Annotated in this window: 14 protein-coding genes, 3 tRNA genes and 1 pseudogene; 16 read left to right on the top strand and 2 right to left on the bottom strand. The window is 58.3% G+C overall.

Annotated features, from left to right (window positions below; all coding sequences use genetic code 11):
- Positions 1-33: 33 nt before the first annotated feature.
- On the bottom strand, positions 34-915 hold the full coding sequence (gene rlmB / locus E8M77_RS17885; protein ID WP_137131973.1) for a 23S rRNA (guanosine(2251)-2'-O)-methyltransferase RlmB: 882 nt from the start codon (positions 913-915) through the stop codon (positions 34-36).
- Positions 916-1111: 196 nt separating this feature from the next.
- Between rlmB and E8M77_RS17880 the strand changes: the two genes are divergently transcribed.
- From E8M77_RS17880 to rpoC, 12 genes are all read left to right on the top strand, one after another.
- Positions 1112-1196: transfer RNA gene (locus E8M77_RS17880), tRNA-Tyr, on the top strand.
- 28 nt (positions 1197-1224) lie between these two features.
- Positions 1225-1298: transfer RNA gene (locus E8M77_RS17875), tRNA-Gly, on the top strand.
- A gap of 177 nt (positions 1299-1475) precedes the next feature.
- Positions 1476-2651, top strand: a complete 1176-nt coding sequence (gene tuf / locus E8M77_RS17870) for an elongation factor Tu (RefSeq protein WP_137131972.1) — start codon at positions 1476-1478, stop codon at positions 2649-2651.
- Positions 2652-3303: 652 nt separating this feature from the next.
- Positions 3304-3379, top strand: a tRNA-Trp gene (locus tag E8M77_RS17860).
- A gap of 197 nt (positions 3380-3576) precedes the next feature.
- Complete coding sequence (gene secE / locus E8M77_RS17855) at positions 3577-3777, top strand: preprotein translocase subunit SecE (RefSeq protein WP_137131971.1); 201 nt, start codon at positions 3577-3579, stop codon at positions 3775-3777.
- Positions 3778-3793: 16 nt separating this feature from the next.
- Positions 3794-4324 (top strand): transcription termination/antitermination protein NusG, encoded by a 531-nt coding sequence (nusG, locus tag E8M77_RS17850; protein ID WP_137131970.1) that lies wholly within the window; start codon positions 3794-3796, stop codon positions 4322-4324.
- 147 nt (positions 4325-4471) lie between these two features.
- Positions 4472-4903: a 50S ribosomal protein L11 gene (rplK, locus tag E8M77_RS17845; protein ID WP_137131969.1), complete on the top strand. Its 432-nt coding sequence runs from the start codon at positions 4472-4474 to the stop codon at positions 4901-4903.
- Between the two features lie 2 nt (positions 4904-4905).
- Complete coding sequence (rplA, locus tag E8M77_RS17840) at positions 4906-5601, top strand: 50S ribosomal protein L1 (protein WP_137131968.1); 696 nt, start codon at positions 4906-4908, stop codon at positions 5599-5601.
- 340 nt (positions 5602-5941) lie between these two features.
- On the top strand, positions 5942-6460 hold the full coding sequence (gene rplJ / locus E8M77_RS17835; protein ID WP_137131967.1) for a 50S ribosomal protein L10: 519 nt from the start codon (positions 5942-5944) through the stop codon (positions 6458-6460).
- A 68-nt stretch (positions 6461-6528) separates the two neighbouring features.
- The gene (gene rplL / locus E8M77_RS17830; protein ID WP_137131966.1) at positions 6529-6903 is read left to right on the top strand and encodes a 50S ribosomal protein L7/L12; all 375 of its coding nucleotides are present in this window, start codon (positions 6529-6531) and stop codon (positions 6901-6903) included.
- 255 nt (positions 6904-7158) lie between these two features.
- Positions 7159-11295 carry a DNA-directed RNA polymerase subunit beta gene (gene rpoB / locus E8M77_RS17825; protein WP_137131965.1) on the top strand — a complete coding sequence of 1379 codons (4137 nt, stop codon included), beginning with the start codon at positions 7159-7161 and terminating at the stop codon, positions 11293-11295.
- A 181-nt stretch (positions 11296-11476) separates the two neighbouring features.
- Positions 11477-15688, top strand: a complete 4212-nt coding sequence (rpoC, locus tag E8M77_RS17820; RefSeq protein ID WP_137131964.1) for a DNA-directed RNA polymerase subunit beta' — start codon at positions 11477-11479, stop codon at positions 15686-15688.
- 143 nt (positions 15689-15831) lie between these two features.
- On the opposite strand, the gene E8M77_RS17815 is transcribed toward rpoC, so the two are convergent.
- A complete protein-coding gene (locus E8M77_RS17815) occupies positions 15832-16125 on the bottom strand; it encodes a transcriptional regulator (RefSeq protein WP_137131963.1) in 294 nt (97 codons plus the stop codon).
- A gap of 486 nt (positions 16126-16611) precedes the next feature.
- On the opposite strand from E8M77_RS17815, the gene rpsL reads away from it, so the two are divergent.
- The 4 genes and pseudogenes from rpsL to E8M77_RS24290 form a co-directional block, all read left to right on the top strand.
- Positions 16612-16983, top strand: a complete 372-nt coding sequence (gene rpsL / locus E8M77_RS17810; RefSeq protein ID WP_003507760.1) for a 30S ribosomal protein S12 — start codon at positions 16612-16614, stop codon at positions 16981-16983.
- A 75-nt stretch (positions 16984-17058) separates the two neighbouring features.
- Positions 17059-17529 carry a 30S ribosomal protein S7 gene (rpsG, locus tag E8M77_RS17805; RefSeq protein ID WP_137131962.1) on the top strand — a complete coding sequence of 157 codons (471 nt, stop codon included), beginning with the start codon at positions 17059-17061 and terminating at the stop codon, positions 17527-17529.
- 33 nt (positions 17530-17562) lie between these two features.
- Positions 17563-19662 carry an elongation factor G gene (gene fusA / locus E8M77_RS17800; protein WP_137131961.1) on the top strand — a complete coding sequence of 700 codons (2100 nt, stop codon included), beginning with the start codon at positions 17563-17565 and terminating at the stop codon, positions 19660-19662.
- Positions 19663-19733: 71 nt separating this feature from the next.
- Positions 19734-20132, top strand: a pseudogene (locus E8M77_RS24290) (GTP-binding protein); the annotation flags it as partial.

Below are 20132 nucleotides of genomic sequence, written 5' to 3'. Positions count from 1 at the left end.
AAAAAGAGGTTCCAGCTCTGCCGTCGGGTCTGATCAGGCCCCGCGTGCTAGATGCTGGCGCGCCGCATAAAGCGAAATGGCGGCCGCATTCGAAACATTCAGCGACTTGATGGCACCGGGCATGTCGAGGCGTGCCAGCGCGTGAACGGTCTCGCGGGTCTTCTGCCGCAGACCCTTGCCTTCGGCACCAAGCACCAGGGCAATTTTTTCACCGGCAAAGGTCGATTCAAGCGGGGCAGGGCCTTCCGAATCGAGACCGATCGTCTGGAAGCCGAGCCGGTGCAGTTCTTCCAGCGTATCGGCCAGGTTGGTGACCTGGATATAGGGTACAAGTTCCAGCGCGCCGGAGGCCGATTTTGCCAGGACGCCGGATTCTGTCGGGCTGTGACGCTGGGTGGTGATCAGAGCGCCGGCCTCGAAGGCGACAGCCGAGCGCATGATGGCGCCGACATTGTGCGGATCAGTGACCTGGTCGAGCACCAGAAGCAAAGGGCTCTCCTTCAGCGCTTCCAGACGGCGAAGGGGCAGGGGGCGGGTTTCCAGCATCACGCCTTGGTGGATGGCTTCAGGCCCGAGCACACGGTCCAGATCCTGCGGCGTGACCATTTCAACGGGAAATTTCTGCTCTTCGGCACTGCCGATTTCCAGCCGTGCCAGCGCATTCTGCGTCACCGACAGCTTGATCAGCTTGCGCTGCGGATTGGACAGCGCTGTGCGTACCGTATGCAGGCCATAGAGATGGACCTGCTCGGGCGCGAGTTGCGGCGGCGACCAGTCCGAATTGGACTTGCGCCGCTTTTGTGGGGCCGGGGTGGGAATATCGCCACGCTCACGCTTTGCATCGCGCACCTGGCGGCGCAGCGTTGCATAATGGGTGTCACGGGCGGATTTGTCGGGGCGTTCTTCCTTGCTCATGCCACCTTATAGCGGGCGGGCGTCGCGCGGCATAGTCCCGAGTGCCGTTCCAGGGTGCCTGTTGATGATTTGTATTTTCCCGCATTTTTCCGCATCAGTCGTGTTGACAGCAGCGGAAGTCGCCGTCATATACGCCGCCGTGGCTGCAACAAACGAAGCGGCACACAAGCTTGGTCTTCGGTCCAGACGGAATACTGGAGGGATGCCCGAGTGGTTAAAGGGGACGGACTGTAAATCCGTTGGCTCAGCCTACGTTGGTTCAAATCCAACTCCCTCCACCATTCCGATCTTCGACCGAACAAGCACCCCGCGGGTATAGCTCAATGGTAGAGCAGCAGCCTTCCAAGCTGAATACGCGGGTTCGATTCCCGCTACCCGCTCCAGTTTTCTACAGTCGCATCGGACTTTTTGATCAAGCGAGTGTGGCGCATTGCGCACCCGCCCCCTTGTCCCTGACGCGTCCGTAATTATGTCTTGCGCATCGCATGGGAAAGCCTTAAACGGCGACACCAAATCCGCGCGTGCGGATCCTTCATTCTTTTTGATCACAGGAAGCATCAATGGCAAAGAGCAAGTTTGAGCGCAACAAGCCGCATGTGAACATCGGCACGATTGGCCACGTTGACCACGGCAAGACGTCTCTGACGGCAGCGATCACGAAGTATTTCGGCGAATACAAGGCGTATGACCAGATCGACGCTGCACCGGAAGAAAAGGCCCGCGGCATCACCATCTCGACGGCCCATGTCGAGTATGAGACGCCTGCTCGCCACTATGCACACGTCGACTGCCCCGGCCACGCCGACTACGTCAAGAACATGATCACCGGTGCAGCGCAGATGGACGGCGCGATCCTGGTTTGCTCGGCCGCCGACGGCCCGATGCCGCAGACCCGCGAGCACATCCTGCTGGCCCGTCAGGTTGGCGTTCCGGCGATCGTCGTGTTCCTCAACAAGGTCGACCAGGTTGACGACGCCGAGCTTCTCGAGCTCGTCGAGCTGGAAGTTCGCGAACTTCTGTCGTCCTACGACTTCCCCGGCGACGATATTCCGATCATCAAGGGTTCGGCTCTTGCTGCACTGGAAGATTCGGACAAGAAGATCGGCGAAGACGCCATCCGCGAACTGATGGCCGCTGTCGACTCCTACATCCCGACGCCTGAGCGTCCGATCGACCAGCCCTTCCTGCTGCCGATCGAAGACGTGTTCTCGATCTCCGGCCGTGGTACGGTTGTGACGGGTCGCGTTGAGCGTGGCATCGTCAAGGTTGGCGAAGAAGTCGAAATCGTTGGCATCCGCGCCACCTCCAAGACGACCGTGACCGGCGTTGAAATGTTCCGCAAGCTGCTCGATCAGGGCCAGGCTGGCGACAACATCGGCGCACTGGTTCGTGGCGTTCAGCGTGATGGCGTCGAGCGCGGCCAGATCCTGTGCAAGCCTGGCTCTGTCAAGCCGCACAAGAAGTTCATGGCTGAAGCCTATATCCTGACGAAGGAAGAAGGCGGCCGTCATACGCCGTTCTTCACCAACTACCGTCCGCAGTTCTACTTCCGCACGACGGACGTGACGGGTATCGTTTCGCTGCCGGAAGGCACGGAAATGGTTATGCCTGGCGACAACGTCACCGTTGAAGTCGAGCTGATCGTTCCGATCGCGATGGAAGAAAAGCTGCGCTTCGCTATCCGCGAAGGTGGCCGTACCGTCGGCGCCGGCATCGTAGCTTCGATCATCGAGTAATCATCGAAGCGCCGGTGGCGAAAGCTGCCGACGATCGGAAAGAATGTTCAGATGGCGCGCAAGCGCGATCTGAACGCTTCGCCGGCGTGGTTGCTTCACTCATCGAGTCATTGAGTCCCGAAAGGGATGAAAGGAAGCCCTGCTGGCAACGGCGGGGCTTTTTCTGTTTCAATGATTCGCAAGAATCAATGGTGAGGCATGAGACATTTGAGGAGGGGGGCGGATGGCTGTTTTGCGCGACCGTGCGAATCGCATTTTGGCAGCGCTGGCGATTCTCATATTTGCCGCCGCTTTACCGCTCTGTTTTCCCGGTCCTGCGCTTGCCGCCTGTCCTGAGCGTCCCGCCTGTCGTGGATGCGGGTGCAAGGGTGGGCCGGGCTACAGGGGCGCCGATGGGCGCTGCGTCAGCTTCAAAGAGCTTGACAAGGTGTGCGGGCGCCCTGCGACCAGTCACTGTACCTTCGAGAATGCGCCGGGCACGGGCCTCAACCGTGATTGCGCCCGCGATGACGGTGCCAAAGCGGGCAAGCTGTGAAGAAGTTCCTGTACCTCACAGAAAGTGAAGCAAATCCAAGAATGCCACTTGCCAAGCTCGCCAACGCATTTTAAAGGAGCGCCATGTCTTCGACGGTAATGCTGCCGCAGACGGAATAGGGGTATAGCTCAGTTGGTAGAGCGGCGGTCTCCAAAACCGCAGGTCGTCGGTTCAAGCCCGGCTGCCCCTGCCATTTCCTGGACAGCGACATGGATATGTCATGAACCTGTGTTAGGAAGGTCGACCGGGCCTTGAGCCGGCAAAGTGCACAGGCTGCTGTTTTTCCCCTTGTGAAAGGGGAGGGTGGAGTCTATGTAGGGTTACAAATTTACACGCGGTGCGTGGGGCTGAGCGATTTCAGCTTTACGTGCCGTAATTGCGTGGGCAGTCATGGCATCCAAAACCAATCCATTCACGTTTCTGCAGCAGGTGCGCGCCGAGACGTCAAAAGTAACTTGGCCCTCTCGTCGTGAGACGATGATCTCCACGGCCATGGTGCTTGTGATGGTGGTCTTTGCTGCGCTGTTCTTCTTTGCTGCGGACCAGCTGATTGGCTGGCTTATCCGCCTCGTGCTGAACATCAGCATTTGATTTCGTGGAGATAAAGATGGCGGCTCGTTGGTACATCGTCCACGCGTATTCGAATTTTGAGAAGAAGGTTGCCGAAGACATCGAGCACAAGGCTCGCCAGAAGGGTCTTGACCACCTCTTCGAAAAGATCCTGGTGCCGACGGAGAAGGTTGTTGAAGTGCGTCGCGGCCGCAAGGTCGATAGCGAGCGGAAGTTCTTTCCGGGCTATGTCATGGTGCGCGCCAACCTGACGGATGAGGTTTATCACCTCATCAAGAATACACCGAAGGTCACTGGTTTCCTCGGTTCCGACAATAAGCCTGTTCCGATTCCGGATTCGGAAGCTGATCGCATTCTGGGTCAGGTCCAGGAAGGCGTCGAGCGTCCGAAGTCCTCGATCTCCTACGAGATCGGCGAGCAGGTACGGGTTTCCGACGGCCCATTCGCATCCTTCAATGGTATCGTTCAGGATGTTGATGAAGAGCGGTCGCGCCTCAAGGTCGAAGTGTCGATCTTCGGCCGCGCGACGCCCGTCGAACTGGAATATGCTCAGGTCGAGAAGGTCTGAGTAAGGGCGGAAGGGGAACTTTCCGCTTCGCGTGGGAGGATGACGGTCGTTTAAGCCGGACCGTTCAGACGCACCACGCAACCGCAGCCGCCGGCATGATCCGGCATATCGGGGCCGGGCAACCGGCTCGCAATGAAAGGCAGAGAAATGGCTAAGAAAATAGCAGGCCACCTCAAGCTTCAGGTCAAGGCAGGATCGGCCAACCCGTCCCCGCCGATCGGCCCGGCGCTTGGTCAGCGCGGCATCAACATCATGGAATTCTGCAAGGCGTTCAACGCCGCCACGCAGGAAATGGAAAAGGGTATGCCGATCCCGGTCGTCATCACCTATTACCAGGACAAGTCCTTCACCTTCGCCATGAAGCAGCCGCCGGTTACCTACTGGCTGAAGAAGGAAGCGAAGATCACCTCTGGCTCGAAGACTCCGGGCAAGGGTGCAAAGGTCGGTACCATCACCAAGGCGCAGGTCCGTACGATCGCCGAAGGCAAGATGAAAGACCTTAACGCTGCCGATATCGAAGGCGCAATGCTGATGGTTGAGGGCTCTGCCCGCTCCATGGGCCTGGAAGTGGTGGCTTGATCATGGCTAAGATTGCAAAGCGTATCCAGAAGAGCCGCGAAGGCATCGATCCCACCAAGCTGATTGCTCTTTCCGATGCAATCTCGCTGGTCAAGGAACGCGCCACCGCGAAGTTCGACGAAACCGTCGAAATCGCCATGAACCTCGGCGTTGATCCGCGTCACGCAGACCAGATGGTCCGCGGCGTTGTCAACCTGCCGAACGGCACCGGCCGTGACGTTCGCGTCGCCGTCTTCGCACGTGGCGCCAAGGCTGATGAAGCCAAGGCTGCTGGCGCAGATATCGTTGGTGCGGAAGACCTGCTGGAAATCGTCCAGGGCGGCAAGATCGATTTCGATCGTTGCATTGCTACCCCGGACATGATGCCGCTCGTCGGTCGTCTCGGTAAGGTTCTCGGCCCGCGTGGCATGATGCCGAACCCGAAGGTTGGCACCGTGACCATGGACGTCGCTGGCGCTGTCAAGGCATCCAAGGGCGGTGCTGTCGAGTTCCGCGTCGAGAAGGCTGGTATCATCCATGCCGGCATCGGCAAGGCATCCTTCGACGCCAAGGCTCTGGAAGAAAACATCAAGGCATTTGCCGATGCAGTCATCAAGGCAAAGCCGGCTGGTGCCAAGGGCAACTACCTGAAGCGCGTTGCGCTGTCCTCGACCATGGGTCCGGGCGTGCGCGTCGAGCCTTCGACGGTAACGGCCTGATCAGGAATTGACCGGAGCGTTTTCGCTTTGGTCCGAACAGTTTCCGGCCTTTCGGGGCCGGAAATGCCTGGTGTTAGAACCAGGCACTCCTGTCCGAGATTGTGGGCGGCCTTTGGGCCTTAATATCTGCCTGCATGAGACGGGTGAGATCCGTTTTTAAACGTCTGATGACGTCTTGAAGTTCGGTTCGAGCCTTATTCGCCTTTTGGCTGGACGATCAGTCCGACCTGAGGGGACAGGATCCTCAAGCGCCGCTTGGGATCTCGAAATGGATCCCCTGAGGCAAAGGCAAACCCGGTGGGGCCTGCAGGATTGCGGACCCATCAACTGGAGACAGACAGTGGAAAGAGCGGAAAAACGCGAATTCGTCACGGAGCTGAACGAAGTCTTCAAGGCTTCCGGTTCGGTTGTCGTGGCCCACTATGCTGGTGTCACAGTTGCGCAGATGAACGACTTCCGTTCGAAAATGCGCGCTGCTGGCGGCACCGTCAAAGTCGCGAAGAACCGCCTGGCCAAGATCGCTCTTCAGGGCACGGAAGCCGAAGGGATCACCGATCTCTTCAAAGGTCAGACGCTGATTGCTTACAGCAATGACCCGATTGTGGCTCCGAAGGTCGTCATGGATTTCGCCAAGACCAACGACAAGATCGTTGTACTGGGCGGCGCCATGGGAACAACCACGTTGTCCGCCGATGCAGTCAAGTCGCTTGCGACCCTGCCTTCGCTGGACGAACTGCGTGCAAAGCTGGTCGGCATGATTCAGACCCCGGCTACCCGCATCGCAGGCGTTGTGGCAGCACCGGCAGCTCAGCTTGCCCGCGTGTTTGCGGCCTATGCAAAGAAGGACGAAGCCGCGTAAGGCGGTTTTTCGCTGTTCATACCCTAAACAGTTCGTTTCGAACCGAACAACATTAAGGAACTAGTACTATGGCTGATCTCGCAAAGATCGTTGAAGACCTCTCCGCTCTGACGGTTCTGGAAGCTGCTGAGCTTTCCAAGATGCTCGAAGAAAAGTGGGGCGTTTCGGCTGCTGCACCGGTAGCTGTTGCTGCTGCTGGCGGCGCTGCTGCTGCACCGGTTGAAGAAGAAAAGACCGAATTCGACGTTATCCTGGTTGACGCTGGCGCCAACAAGATCAACGTCATCAAGGAAGTCCGCGCCATCACCGGCCTGGGCCTCAAGGAAGCCAAGGACCTCGTCGAAGGCGCTCCGAAGGCTGTCAAGGAAGCTGTTTCCAAGGGCGAAGCTGCTGACCTCAAGAAGAAGCTCGAAGACGCCGGCGCTAAGGTCGACGTTAAGTAATATCGGAATGCAGCGGGTGAGGGCGTCATTGCCCCCACCCGTTTTTACCATTCCAGCGAACTGATTACCCAAAAGCCCATGAAACGGCTTTTGGGTAATGGGTTCTTCAAGAGGATGGTTTCTCCTTGCGGCATACGGCAATCCGGCCGGTGGTTCGAGCGCAGAAACGAGATTGAAGATCCATGATCGACGGGGTCGACTGGCCATCGCACACCGTCCGTTGCAGGCCCGGATGCAATTTTTGAAGGAGCGACGATGGCTCAGACCCTTTCGTTCAATGGTCGTAGGCGCGTACGCAAGTTTTTCGGCAAAATTCCAGAAGTCACAGAAATGCCGAACCTCATCGAGGTTCAGAAGGCTTCATACGATCAGTTTCTGATGGTTGAAGAGCCGGTCGGCGGTCGCCCCGATGAGGGGCTGAACGCCGTTTTCCGGTCGGTTTTCCCGATCACCGATTTCTCCGGCGCATCCATGCTGGAATTCGTATCCTACGAATTCGAGCCGCCGAAGTTTGACGTCGAGGAATGCCGCCAGCGCGATTTGACCTATGCTGCGCCGCTCAAGGTGACGCTGCGCCTCATCGTGTTCGATATCGACGAGGATACGGGTTCCAAGTCCATCAAGGACATCAAGGAACAGTCAGTCTACATGGGCGACATGCCGCTCATGACCGACAACGGTACCTTCATCGTCAATGGTACCGAGCGCGTTATCGTATCGCAGATGCACCGCTCGCCGGGCGTGTTCTTCGACCACGACAAGGGCAAGAGCCATTCGTCGGGCAAGCTGCTGTTTGCTGCCCGCGTCATTCCCTATCGCGGTTCCTGGCTCGACATCGAGTTCGATGCCAAGGATATCGTCTATGCGCGTATCGACCGTCGCCGCAAGATCCCGGCCTCGTCGCTTCTGATGGCGCTTGGCATGGACGGCGAAGAGATCCTGTCGACCTTCTATTCGAAGTCCGTTTACGAGCGTGACGGGGAAGGCTGGCGCATTCCTTTCCAGCCGGAAACGCTGAAGGGCTCCAAGACGCTGTCCGACATGATCGACGCCGATACCGGCGAAGTGGTTGTCGAATCCGGCAAGAAGCTCACGCCGCGCCTGCTGCGCACGCTGACGGACAAGGGCCTCAAGGCTCTTAAGGCTTCGAACGACGATCTCTATGGCAACTTCCTCGCCGAAGATCTCGTCAACATGGAAACCGGCGAAATCTACATGGAAGCCGGCGACGAGATCGACGAGAAGAATCTGCCGAAGATCCTCGATGTCGGTTTTGACGAAATTCCGGTTCTCGGCATCGACCACATCAATGTCGGCGCCTATATCCGCAACACGTTGGCTGCAGACAAGAACGAGAACCGTCAGGACGCTCTGTTCGATATCTACCGCGTCATGCGTCCGGGTGAACCGCCGACCATGGATTCGGCTGAAGCCATGTTCAACTCGCTGTTCTTCGATAGCGAGCGTTACGATCTCTCGGCCGTTGGCCGCGTGAAGATGAACATGCGCCTTGACCTTGATTGCCCGGATACCGTGCGCACGCTGCGCAAGGATGACATCCTGGCCGTGGTCAAGATGCTGGTCGAACTGCGTGACGGCAAGGGCGAAATCGACGACATCGACAACCTCGGCAACCGCCGTGTTCGTTCGGTCGGTGAGTTGATGGAGAACCAGTATCGTCTGGGTCTGCTGCGCATGGAGCGCGCCATCAAGGAACGCATGTCGTCGATCGAAATCGACACGGTCATGCCGCAGGACCTGATCAACGCCAAGCCGGCCGCTGCTGCCGTTCGCGAATTCTTCGGCTCATCGCAGCTGTCGCAGTTCATGGATCAGGTCAACCCGCTGTCGGAAATCACCCACAAGCGCCGTCTTTCGGCTCTTGGACCAGGTGGTCTGACTCGCGAACGCGCAGGCTTCGAAGTCCGCGACGTTCACCCGACCCATTACGGCCGTATCTGCCCGATTGAGACGCCGGAAGGCCCGAATATCGGTCTGATCAACTCGCTGGCCACCTTTGCCCGCGTCAACAAGTACGGCTTCATCGAAAGCCCGTACCGCAAGATCATCGACGGCGTTGTGACCAAGGAAGTGCTCTACCTCTCCGCCATGGAAGAGGCCAAGTACTACGTGGCGCAGGCCAATGCCGAACTCGACGCGAACGGTACGTTCGTTGAAGAATTCGTTGTGTGCCGTCATGCTGGCGAAGTTATGCTCGCTCCGCGTGACACCATCAACCTGATGGACGTTTCGCCAAAGCAGTTGGTTTCGGTTGCAGCCGCTCTCATTCCGTTCCTGGAAAACGACGACGCCAACCGCGCCCTCATGGGCTCGAACATGCAGCGTCAGGCCGTGCCACTGGTACGCGCCGAAGCGCCGTTCGTCGGCACCGGTATGGAACCGATCGTTGCGCGCGATTCCGGCGCTGCCATCGCTGCCCGTCGTGGTGGCGTGGTGGACCAGGTCGATGCGACGCGTATCGTTATCCGTGCCACGGAAGATCTGGATGCCGGCAAGTCCGGTGTCGATATCTACCGCCTGCAGAAGTTCCAGCGTTCCAACCAGAACACCTGCGTCAACCAGCGTCCGCTGGTCGCTGTCGGTGACATCATCTCCAAGAGCGATATCATTGCGGACGGTCCCTCGACCGACCTCGGCGATCTGGCGCTTGGCCGCAACGCGCTCGTCGCGTTCATGCCCTGGAATGGCTACAACTACGAAGACTCCATCCTGATGTCGGAACGCATCGTCTCGGACGACGTGTTCACCTCGATCCACATCGAAGAATTCGAAGTGATGGCCCGCGACACCAAGCTTGGTCCGGAAGAAATCACGCGCGACATTCCGAACGTTTCGGAAGAAGCGCTGAAGAATCTCGACGAAGCCGGTATCGTCTATATCGGTGCGGAAGTTCAGCCGGGCGACATCCTGGTCGGCAAGATCACGCCGAAGGGCGAAAGCCCGATGACGCCGGAAGAAAAGCTTCTGCGCGCCATCTTCGGTGAAAAGGCCTCCGACGTTCGCGATACCTCCATGCGCATGCCTCCGGGCACGTTCGGGACCATCGTCGAAGTGCGCGTCTTCAACCGCCACGGCGTTGAAAAGGACGAGCGTGCGATGGCCATCGAGCGCGAGGAAATCGAGCGCCTGGCCAAGGACCGCGACGACGAACAGGCTATCCTCGACCGGAACGTCTACGGCCGTCTGATCGAAATGCTGCGTGGTCAGGTCTCTGTTGCCGGTCCGAAGGGCTTCAAGAAGGGCGTCGAGCTGGCAAATGCCATCGTCTCGGAATACCCGCGTTCGCAATGGTGGATGTTTGCCGTCGAGGACGAGAAGGTCCAGGGCGAAATCGAAGCCCTGCGTGGCCAGTACGACGAATCCAAGTCGCGTCTTGAACAGCGCTTCATGGACAAGGTCGAAAAGGTCCAGCGCGGCGACGAAATGCCTCCGGGCGTCATGAAGATGGTCAAGGTCTTCGTCGCTGTGAAGCGCAAGATCCAGCCGGGCGACAAGATGGCCGGCCGTCATGGCAACAAGGGCGTTGTCTCGCGTATCGTGCCGGTGGAAGACATGCCATTCCTGGAAGACGGAACACATGTCGATATCTGCTTGAACCCGCTTGGTGTGCCGTCGCGCATGAACGTTGGTCAGATCCTCGAAACCCATCTGGCATGGGCATGCGCAGGCATGGGCAAGAAGATCGGCGACATGCTCGAAGAGTACCACAAGTCGCTGGACATTTCGGATCTGCGCACCGAACTCACGGACCTCTATGCGAGTGAATCGCATGACGAAGTGGCGCGCTTTGACGATGAGTCCCTGATTCGTCTGGCCGAAGAAGCACGTCGTGGCGTATCCATCGCAACGCCGGTCTTCGACGGTGCACATGAGCCGGACGTCGCAGCCATGCTGACCAGAGCGGGCCTGAACCCGTCGGGTCAGTCCACGCTGTATGATGGTCGTACCGGCGAAGCCTTCGACCGTCAGGTCACCGTTGGCTACATGTACATGATCAAGCTGAACCACCTTGTCGACGACAAGATCCACGCTCGCTCGATCGGCCCTTACTCGCTCGTCACCCAGCAGCCGCTCGGTGGTAAGGCGCAGTTCGGCGGTCAGCGCTTCGGGGAAATGGAAGTCTGGGCTCTGGAAGCCTACGGCGCCGCCTACACCCTGCAGGAAATGCTGACGGTGAAGTCCGATGACGTGGCCGGCCGTACCAAGGTCTACGAGGCGATCGTCCGTGGTGACGATACGTTCGAGGCTGGTATTCCAGAGAGCTTCAACGTTCTCGTCAAGGAAATGCGCTCGCTCGGCCTGTCCGTCGAATTGGAAAATTCCAAGCTCGACCAGGCGGATGGCACGCAGCTTCCGGACGCAGCGGAATAAGCCAAGTGAAGAAGGCGCGCGCTCCGTTTGGCGCGCGCCGTTCCCGCTCTCAAGGCCAGAGAGCCGGGAAAATTCGCCGCATTCCGCGGCTATGACCGTTTTAGGCGGCGGACCGACCTCCCGGGTCAACAGTCGGTCACGCTCGCAAGCCGAGGGCTACACGCCCCATAAGGAGATAGGCATGAACCAAGAGGTCATGAATCTTTTCAACCCGCAGGTCCCTGCGCAACATTTCGATTCGATCCGTATTTCGATCGCATCGCCTGAGAAGATTCTCTCCTGGTCCTACGGCGAAATCAAAAAGCCGGAGACCATCAACTACCGTACCTTCAAGCCGGAACGCGACGGCCTTTTCTGCGCGCGCATCTTCGGGCCGATCAAGGACTACGAATGCCTGTGCGGCAAGTACAAGCGCATGAAGTACAAGGGCATCATCTGCGAAAAGTGCGGCGTTGAAGTCACGCTGTCGCGCGTTCGCCGTGAGCGCATGGGCCATATCGAGCTCGCAGCGCCGGTTGCCCATATCTGGTTCCTGAAGTCGCTTCCCTCGCGCATCTCGACATTGCTCGACATGACGCTGAAGGATGTGGAACGCGTTCTCTACTTCGAAAACTACATCGTCACGGAGCCTGGTCTGACCGCGCTCAAGGAAAACCAGCTTCTGTCCGAAGAGGACTATATGCTGGCGATTGACGAGTACGGCGAAGACCAGTTCACCGCCATGATCGGCGCGGAAGCCATCTATGAGATGCTGGCTTCGATGAACCTCGAAAAGCTCGCAGGCGATCTGCGCTCGGATCTCGCCGACACAACGTCGGATCTGAAGCAGAAGAAGCTGATGAAGCGCCTGAAGATCGTCGAGAACTTCATGGAATCCGGCAATCGCCCGGAATGGATGATCATGAAGGTCGTGCCGGTGATCCCGCCGGACCTGCGTCCGCTGGTGCCGCTGGATGGCGGCCGTTTCGCGACGTCAGACCTCAACGATCTCTATCGCCGCGTGATCAACCGTAACAACCGTCTGAAGCGTCTGATCGAACTGCGCGCTCCGGGCATCATCATCCGCAACGAAAAGCGCATGCTGCAGGAATCTGTGGATGCGCTGTTCGACAACGGCCGTCGTGGCCGCGTCATCACTGGTGCCAATAAGCGCCCGCTGAAGTCGCTCTCCGACATGCTGAAGGGCAAGCAGGGCCGCTTCCGCCAGAACCTTCTGGGCAAGCGCGTCGACTATTCCGGCCGTTCCGTCATCGTGACGGGTCCGGAACTGAAGCTTCACCAGTGCGGCCTGCCGAAGAAGATGGCGCTCGAACTGTTCAAGCCGTTCATCTATGCCCGTCTCGACGCCAAGGGTTATTCCTCGACCGTCAAGCAGGCCAAGAAGCTGGTTGAAAAGGAAAAGCCGGAAGTCTGGGATATCCTCGACGAGGTTATCCGCGAACATCCGGTTCTTCTGAACCGCGCACCGACGCTGCACCGTCTGGGCATCCAGGCTTTCGAACCGATCCTGGTCGAAGGCAAGGCTATCCAGTTGCATCCGCTCGTCTGCACGGCCTTCAATGCCGACTTCGATGGCGACCAGATGGCCGTTCACGTGCCGCTATCGCTGGAAGCGCAGCTTGAAGCCCGCGTTCTGATGATGTCGACGAACAACATCCTGCATCCTGCAAACGGTGCACCGATCATTGTTCCGTCGCAGGACATGGTTCTCGGCCTCTACTATCTGTCGATCCTGAACCAGAACGAGCCTGGCGAAGGCATGGTTTTCTCCGACATGGGCGAATTGCACCATGCGCTGGAAAACAAGGTCGTGACCCTGCACGCCAAGATCCGTGGTCGCTTCAAGTCGGTCGACGAGGATGGCAAGGCCTATTCGAAGATCTATGAAACGACGCCTGGCCGCATGATTATCGGCGAGCTTCTGCCCAAGAACGGCAAGGTGCTCTTCGACATCTGCAACCAGGAAATGACCAAGAAGAACATCTCCAAGATGATCGACACGGTCTATCGTCACTGCGGCCAGAAAGACACGGTCATCTTCTGCGACCGTATCATGCAGCTCGGTTTCACCCACGCCTGCAAGGCTGGCATTTCGTTCGGCAAGGACGACATGATCATCCCGGAAACAAAGGCCAAGATCGTCGGTGATACCGAAACCCTGGTCAAGGAATACGAGCAGCAGTACAATGACGGCCTAATTACTCAGGGCGAAAAGTACAACAAGGTCGTAGACGCCTGGGGCAAGGCGACCGAAAAGGTTGCTGAGGACATGATGGCCCGCATTAAGGCCGTTGAGTTCGACGCTGAAACCGGTCGTCAGAAGCCGATGAACGCCATCTATATGATGTCGCACTCCGGCGCGCGTGGTTCACCGAACCAGATGCGTCAGCTTGGCGGCATGCGCGGCCTCATGGCCAAGCCCTCTGGCGAAATCATCGAGACACCGATCATCTCGAACTTCAAGGAAGGCCTGACCGTTAACGAGTACTTCAACTCGACCCACGGTGCCCGTAAGGGCCTCGCAGACACCGCTCTGAAGACCGCGAACTCCGGTTACCTGACCCGTCGTCTCGTCGACGTGGCGCAGGATTGCATCGTCAACCTCGTGGATTGCGGCACCGACAAGGGCCTCACTATGACGGCCATCGTCGATGCCGGTCAGGTCGTGGCCTCCATCGGTGTGCGCGTTCTGGGCCGCACGGCGCTCGACGATATCGATCACCCGGTCACGGGCGAGCGGATTGTCGATGCCGGTCGCATGATCCTGGAACCGGATGTCATCGAGATCGAAAAGGCTGGCATTCAGTCGATCCGCATCCGTTCGGCGCTGACCTGCGAAGTGCAGACGGGCGTTTGCTCGGTCTGCTACGGTCGTGACCTTGCACGCGGAACGCCTGTCAACATGGGTGAAGCTGTCGGCGTTATTGCCGCACAGTCGATCGGCGAGCCGGGCACCCAGCTGACCATGCGTACCTTCCACTTGGGCGGTACGGCAAACGTGGTTGACCAGTCCTTCTTGGAAGCCTCCTATGAGGGCACGATCCAGATCAAGAACCGCAACCTGTTGCGCAACTCGGAAGGCAATCTGATTGCCATGGGTCGTAACCTTGCCGTGACGATCCTGGACGAGCGCGGCGTGGAGCGGTCCTCGCAGCGTGTCGCCTACGGTTCGAAGGTGTTCGTGGACGACAATGACAAGGTCAAGCGCGGCCAGCGCCTGGCCGAGTGGGACCCCTATACACGCCCGATGCTGACGGAAGTGGCAGGTGTGGTTCAGTTCGAAGACGTGGTCGATTCGATCTCGGTTTCGGAATCCACCGACGAATCCACCGGCATCACCAAGCGTCAGGTCATCGACTGGCGCTCGACGCCGCGCGGTACGGATCTGAAGCCTGCGGTTGTCATCAAGGATGCCAGCGGTAATATCCTGAAGCTGGGCCGTGGCGGTGATGCCCGCTACATGCTGTCTGTTGATGCCATCCTGTCGGTTGAGCCAGGCCAGAAGGTGTCCCAGGGTGACGTGCTTGCGCGTGTTCCGATGGAAAGCGCCAAGACCAAGGACATCACCGGTGGTCTGCCGCGCGTTGCCGAACTGTTCGAAGCCCGTCGTCCGAAGGATCACGCCATCATCGCTGAGATCGATGGTACAATCCGGCTGGGCCGCGACTACAAGAACAAGCGCCGCGTCATGATCGAGCCCGCCGAAGATGGTGTGGAGGCCGTGGAATATCTGATCCCGAAGGGCAAGCCCTTCCACCTTCAGGACGGCGACTACATCGAAAAGGGTGATTACATCCTCGACGGTAACCCGGCACCGCACGACATCCTGGCAATCAAGGGCGTGGAGGCACTTGCGTCCTACCTCGTCAACGAAATCCAGGAAGTCTATCGTCTGCAGGGCGTTGTGATCAACGACAAGCACATTGAGGTGATCGTTCGCCAGATGCTGCAGAAGGTCGAGATCACGGATTCCGGCGACAGCCAGTACATCGTTGGCGACAACGTGGACCGGATCGAACTGGATGAGGCCAATGAGCGGCTCGTTGAGGAAGGCAAGAAGCCTGCCTATGGCGATCCCGTCCTGCTCGGCATCACCAAGGCCTCGCTGCAGACGCCGTCCTTCATCTCGGCTGCATCCTTCCAGGAGACCACCAAGGTTCTCACCGAAGCTGCGATCGCCGGTAAGACGGATACGCTGCAGGGTCTGAAGGAAAACGTCATTGTCGGTCGTCTGATCCCTGCTGGTACCGGTGGTACCATGACGCAGATCCGCCGCATCGCCACCTCGCGCGACGAGATGATTCTCGACGAGCGTCGCAAGGGTACGGGCGCTTCTTCTGCCACCCCGATGCTGCAGGACATGGTTGCCAGCGACATTCCGGCAGCCGAGTAATCGTCTTCAGGACTGGCGCGGTTTCCCGCGCCAGTCGCTGGACAAGCGACATGAACGACAACCAAAAAAAAGCGCCTGGAGTGATCCGGGCGCTTTTGTCGTTTGGATGTGACAATTGGCGAGGGGAGGCGCCGCCGTCCTGGTTACTGGAAGCGGATGATCGACACTTCACCTTCGAGTGCACCCTGATAGGCGGAGGCATGTGGTTCCTCGACAGGCTCCTCCGTCATGACACCGATCTGGTCGAGGTCGGCCTCGATGAAGCCTTCTTCGGAGAGTGCATTCAAGGCTTCGCGCACGGCGCTGTCGTCATCTGGTGCAACCAGGAGAATATGCAGTTCCACGCCCTCGGCGTCTTTGGTCTGGTATCCCTTGCCGATGATGATGAAGACCATCGGCGTATCGAGGTTGTTGTCGTTGTCGGGGTCGGTGATCATGCGAAAAACGCTCCTGGTTGGAGAAAAAGGGGTGACTCGGGAGGAGGTGTCACCGGTGCGGTGATACTTATCTGCTTGCCAGACAAAACACAGTGGTTAATGAATTGAGCCTCCGATTTTCTCTGTTTTCCTCGAACTCGGCCCCCGTAAAAGGCCTGTAGGGCAGGGTGTCCAGGGGCTAATTTCGTTTTCGGCCTTGACGTGCAGGGGGTAAAACAGTAAACGCCCCGCATCGGAAGCGATGTGAGGCTTGCCCGTTTGGAACGACTCGTACCAGACTTAGCCTCAAACAAGGTTCCAAACGCACGTTGAAGACACGAATGCTGCACGCATGACGCATAGGAATGCGTCCTCTGCTTACCGTGGTCCATCCGGGAATACCGGTCGGGCCACGTTTCGCGCATGTTGAAATGTGTGCCGAGGCCGGAGACGGCGAAACACTGGCCCGCAAGGGTCTTGAGACAAGATTTTGCAAGGGATGGGTCTATGCCTACCGTAAACCAGCTGATCCGCAAGCCTCGCCAGGCACAGGTAAAGCGCAACAAGGTTCCTGCTCTGCAGGAAAACCCACAGAAGCGCGGTGTTTGCACTCGCGTCTACACGACGACCCCGAAGAAGCCGAACTCGGCTCTGCGTAAGGTCGCAAAGATCCGTCTGACCAATGGCTTTGAGGTCATCGGCTACATTCCGGGCGAAGGACACAACCTTCAGGAACACTCTGTGGTGATGATCCGCGGCGGCCGCGTCAAGGACTTGCCGGGCGTTCGCTACCACATCATCCGCGGCGTTCTCGATACCCAGGGTGTCAAGAACCGCAAGCAGCGTCGTTCGAAGTACGGCGCAAAGCGTCCGAAGTAATCCACAAGATCCCGGCGCCGCGCGAGGTTCTCCGCGTGTTAAGGTGCCCTTATCCTTTTTGAAGAGACGGAACGTATGTCAAGACGTCACAAAGCAGAAAAGCGTGAAATCAATCCGGATCCCAAGTTCGGTGACCTGATTGTCACGAAGTTCATGAACGCCATCATGCTGCATGGCAAAAAGTCGGTCGCCGAAAGCATTGTTTACGGTGCGTTCGATGCCGTACAGGGCAAGGCCAAGTCCGAGCCGCTGCCGATCTTCCACCAGGCGCTTGAAAATGTTGCCCCGCACGTCGAAGTTCGTTCGCGTCGCGTTGGTGGTGCAACGTACCAGGTTCCGGTCGATGTTCGTCCCGAGCGCCGTCAGGCTCTTGCCATCCGCTGGCTGATTGCTGCTGCACGCAAGCGTAATGAAACCACCATGGTCGATCGCCTGTCCGGCGAGCTGATGGATGCCGCCAACAACCGTGGCAGCGCCGTCAAGAAGCGCGAAGACACGCACAAGATGGCCGACGCGAACCGCGCATTCTCGCATTACCGCTGGTAATCTTCATCCGATCGAATTTCGAAAGGCAGTCCTATGGCTCGCGAATATAAAATCGAAGACTACCGTAATTTCGGTATCATGGCGCATATCGACGCCGGCAAGACCACGACCACCGAGCGTATTCTCTATTACACCGGCAAGTCGCACAAGATCGGCGAAGTTCATGACGGCGCAGCCACGATGGACTGGATGGAGCAGGAGCAGGAGCGTGGCATCACGATCACCTCTGCTGCGACAACGACCTACTGGAAGGGTCGCGACGGCCAGATGCGCCGTTTCAACATCATCGACACGCCCGGCCACGTGGACTTCACGATCGAAGTCGAACGCTCGCTGCGCGTCCTCGACGGTGCAATTGCTCTACTCGACGCCAATGCCGGCGTAGAGCCGCAGACCGAAACCGTGTGGCGTCAGGCTGAAAAGTACAACGTCCCGCGGATGATCTTCTGCAACAAGATGGACAAGACCGGCGCTGACTTCTATCGCTCGGTCGACATGATCAAGACCCGCCTCGGCGCCATCGCCGTCGTCATGCAGCTGCCTATCGGCGCAGAGACGGAATTCAAGGGCGTCGTCGATCTGATCGAAATGAACGCTCTGGTCTGGCGCGACGAATCGCTCGGCGCTGCCTGGGACGTTGTTGAGATCCCGGACGACCTGAAGGACAAGGCTGTCGAATATCGTGAAAAGCTGATCGAGACGGTTGTCGAGATCGACGAACAGGCGATGGAAGACTACCTGAACGGCATCATGCCGGACAATGACAAGATCCGCGCCCTGGTTCGCCGCGGCACGATCGACGTGAAGTTCCATCCGATGTTCTGCGGCACGGCTTTCAAGAACAAGGGCGTCCAGCCTTTGCTCGACGCCGTTGTCGAATATCTGCCTTCGCCGCTGGATATTCCGGCGATCAAGGGCATCGACGTCAAGACCGAAGCTGAAATCGAGCGTCATGCCGATGACAGCGAGCCTTTGTCGATGCTGGCCTTCAAGATCATGAACGACCCCTTTGTCGGTTCGCTCACCTTCTGCCGTATCTATTCTGGCAAGCTCGAAAAGGGCACCTCTGTTATCAACACGGTCAAGGACAAGCGTGAGCGCGTCGGCCGTATGCTGCAGATGCACTCCAACTCGCGCGAAGACATCGAAGAAGCCTTTGCAGGTGACATCGTTGCGCTTGCAGGTCTGAAGGAATCGACCACCGGCGACACGCTCTGCGATCCGCTGAACCAGGTTATCCTGGAGCGCATGGAATTCCCCGAGCCGGTCATCCAGATCGCCATCGAGCCGAAGACCAAGGGCGACCAGGAAAAGATGGGCCTTGCGCTCAACCGCCTGGCAGCTGAAGATCCGTCTTTCCGCGTCAAGACCGACCAGGAATCCGGCCAGACCATCATTGCCGGCATGGGTGAACTTCACCTCGACATCATCGTTGACCGTATGCGTCGCGAGTTCAAGGTTGAAGCCACCGTCGGTGCTCCTCAGGTTGCCTATCGCGAAACCATCACGCGTCAGCACGAAGAAGATTACACGCACAAGAAGCAGTCCGGTGGTACCGGCCAGTTCGCGCGCGTCAAGATCGTCTTCGAACCAAACCCGGATGGCGAAGACTTCAAGTTCGAATCGAAGATCGTCGGCGGTTCTGTTCCCAAGGAATACATTCCTGGCGTTCAGAAGGGCATCGAAAGCGTTCTGTCTTCCGGCCCGCTGGCTGGCTTCCCGATGCTTGGCGTCAAGGCCACCCTCATCGACGGCGCCTTCCACGACGTTGACTCCTCGGTTCTCGCCTTCGAAATCGCGTCGCGTGCCTGCTTCCGTGAAGCAGCCAAGAAGGCCGGTGCTCAGCTTCTCGAGCCGATGATGAAGGTCGAAGTGGTTACGCCAGAAGATTACGTCGGTGACGTGATCGGCGACCTCAACTCCCGCCGTGGTCAGATCCAGGGCCAGGAAAGCCGCGGTATTGCCGTGGTCATCAACGCCCATGTTCCGCTCGCGAACATGTTCAAGTATGTCGATAACCTGCGTTCGATGTCGCAGGGCCGCGCCCAGTATTCGATGGTCTTCGACCATTACTCGCCGGTCCCGTCCAACGTCGCACAGGAAATTCAGGCGAAGTATTCCGGTCAGAAGTGACCGGAATACCCCTTGGGATCAGAAATTAGGAATTCCCCCGTTTCGTACGGGATAAAGATGGAGAGCCTGAAATGGCAAAGAGCAAGTTTGAGCGCAACAAGCCGCATGTGAACATCGGCACGATTGGCCACGTTGACCACGGCAAGACGTCTCTGACGGCAGCGATCACGAAGTATTTCGGCGAATACAAGGCGTATGACCAGATCGACGCTGCACCGGAAGAAAAGGCCCGCGGCATCACCATCTCGACGGCCCATGTCGAGTATGAGACGCCTGCTCGCCACTATGCACACGTCGACTGCCCCGGCCACGCCGACTACGTCAAGAACATGATCACCGGTGCAGCGCAGATGGACGGCGCGATCCTGGTTTGCTCGGCAGCCGACGGCCCGATGCCGCAGACCCGCGAGCACATCCTGCTGGCCCGTCAGGTTGGCGTTCCGGCAATCGTCGTATTCCTCAACAAGGTT

The organism is Rhizobium sp. FY34, from assembly GCF_005222845.1.
Classification (GTDB): domain Bacteria; phylum Pseudomonadota; class Alphaproteobacteria; order Rhizobiales; family Rhizobiaceae; genus Neorhizobium.
Note: the sequence above shows the minus strand (reverse complement) of the source record. Positions and strands in the feature narration are given on the sequence as shown.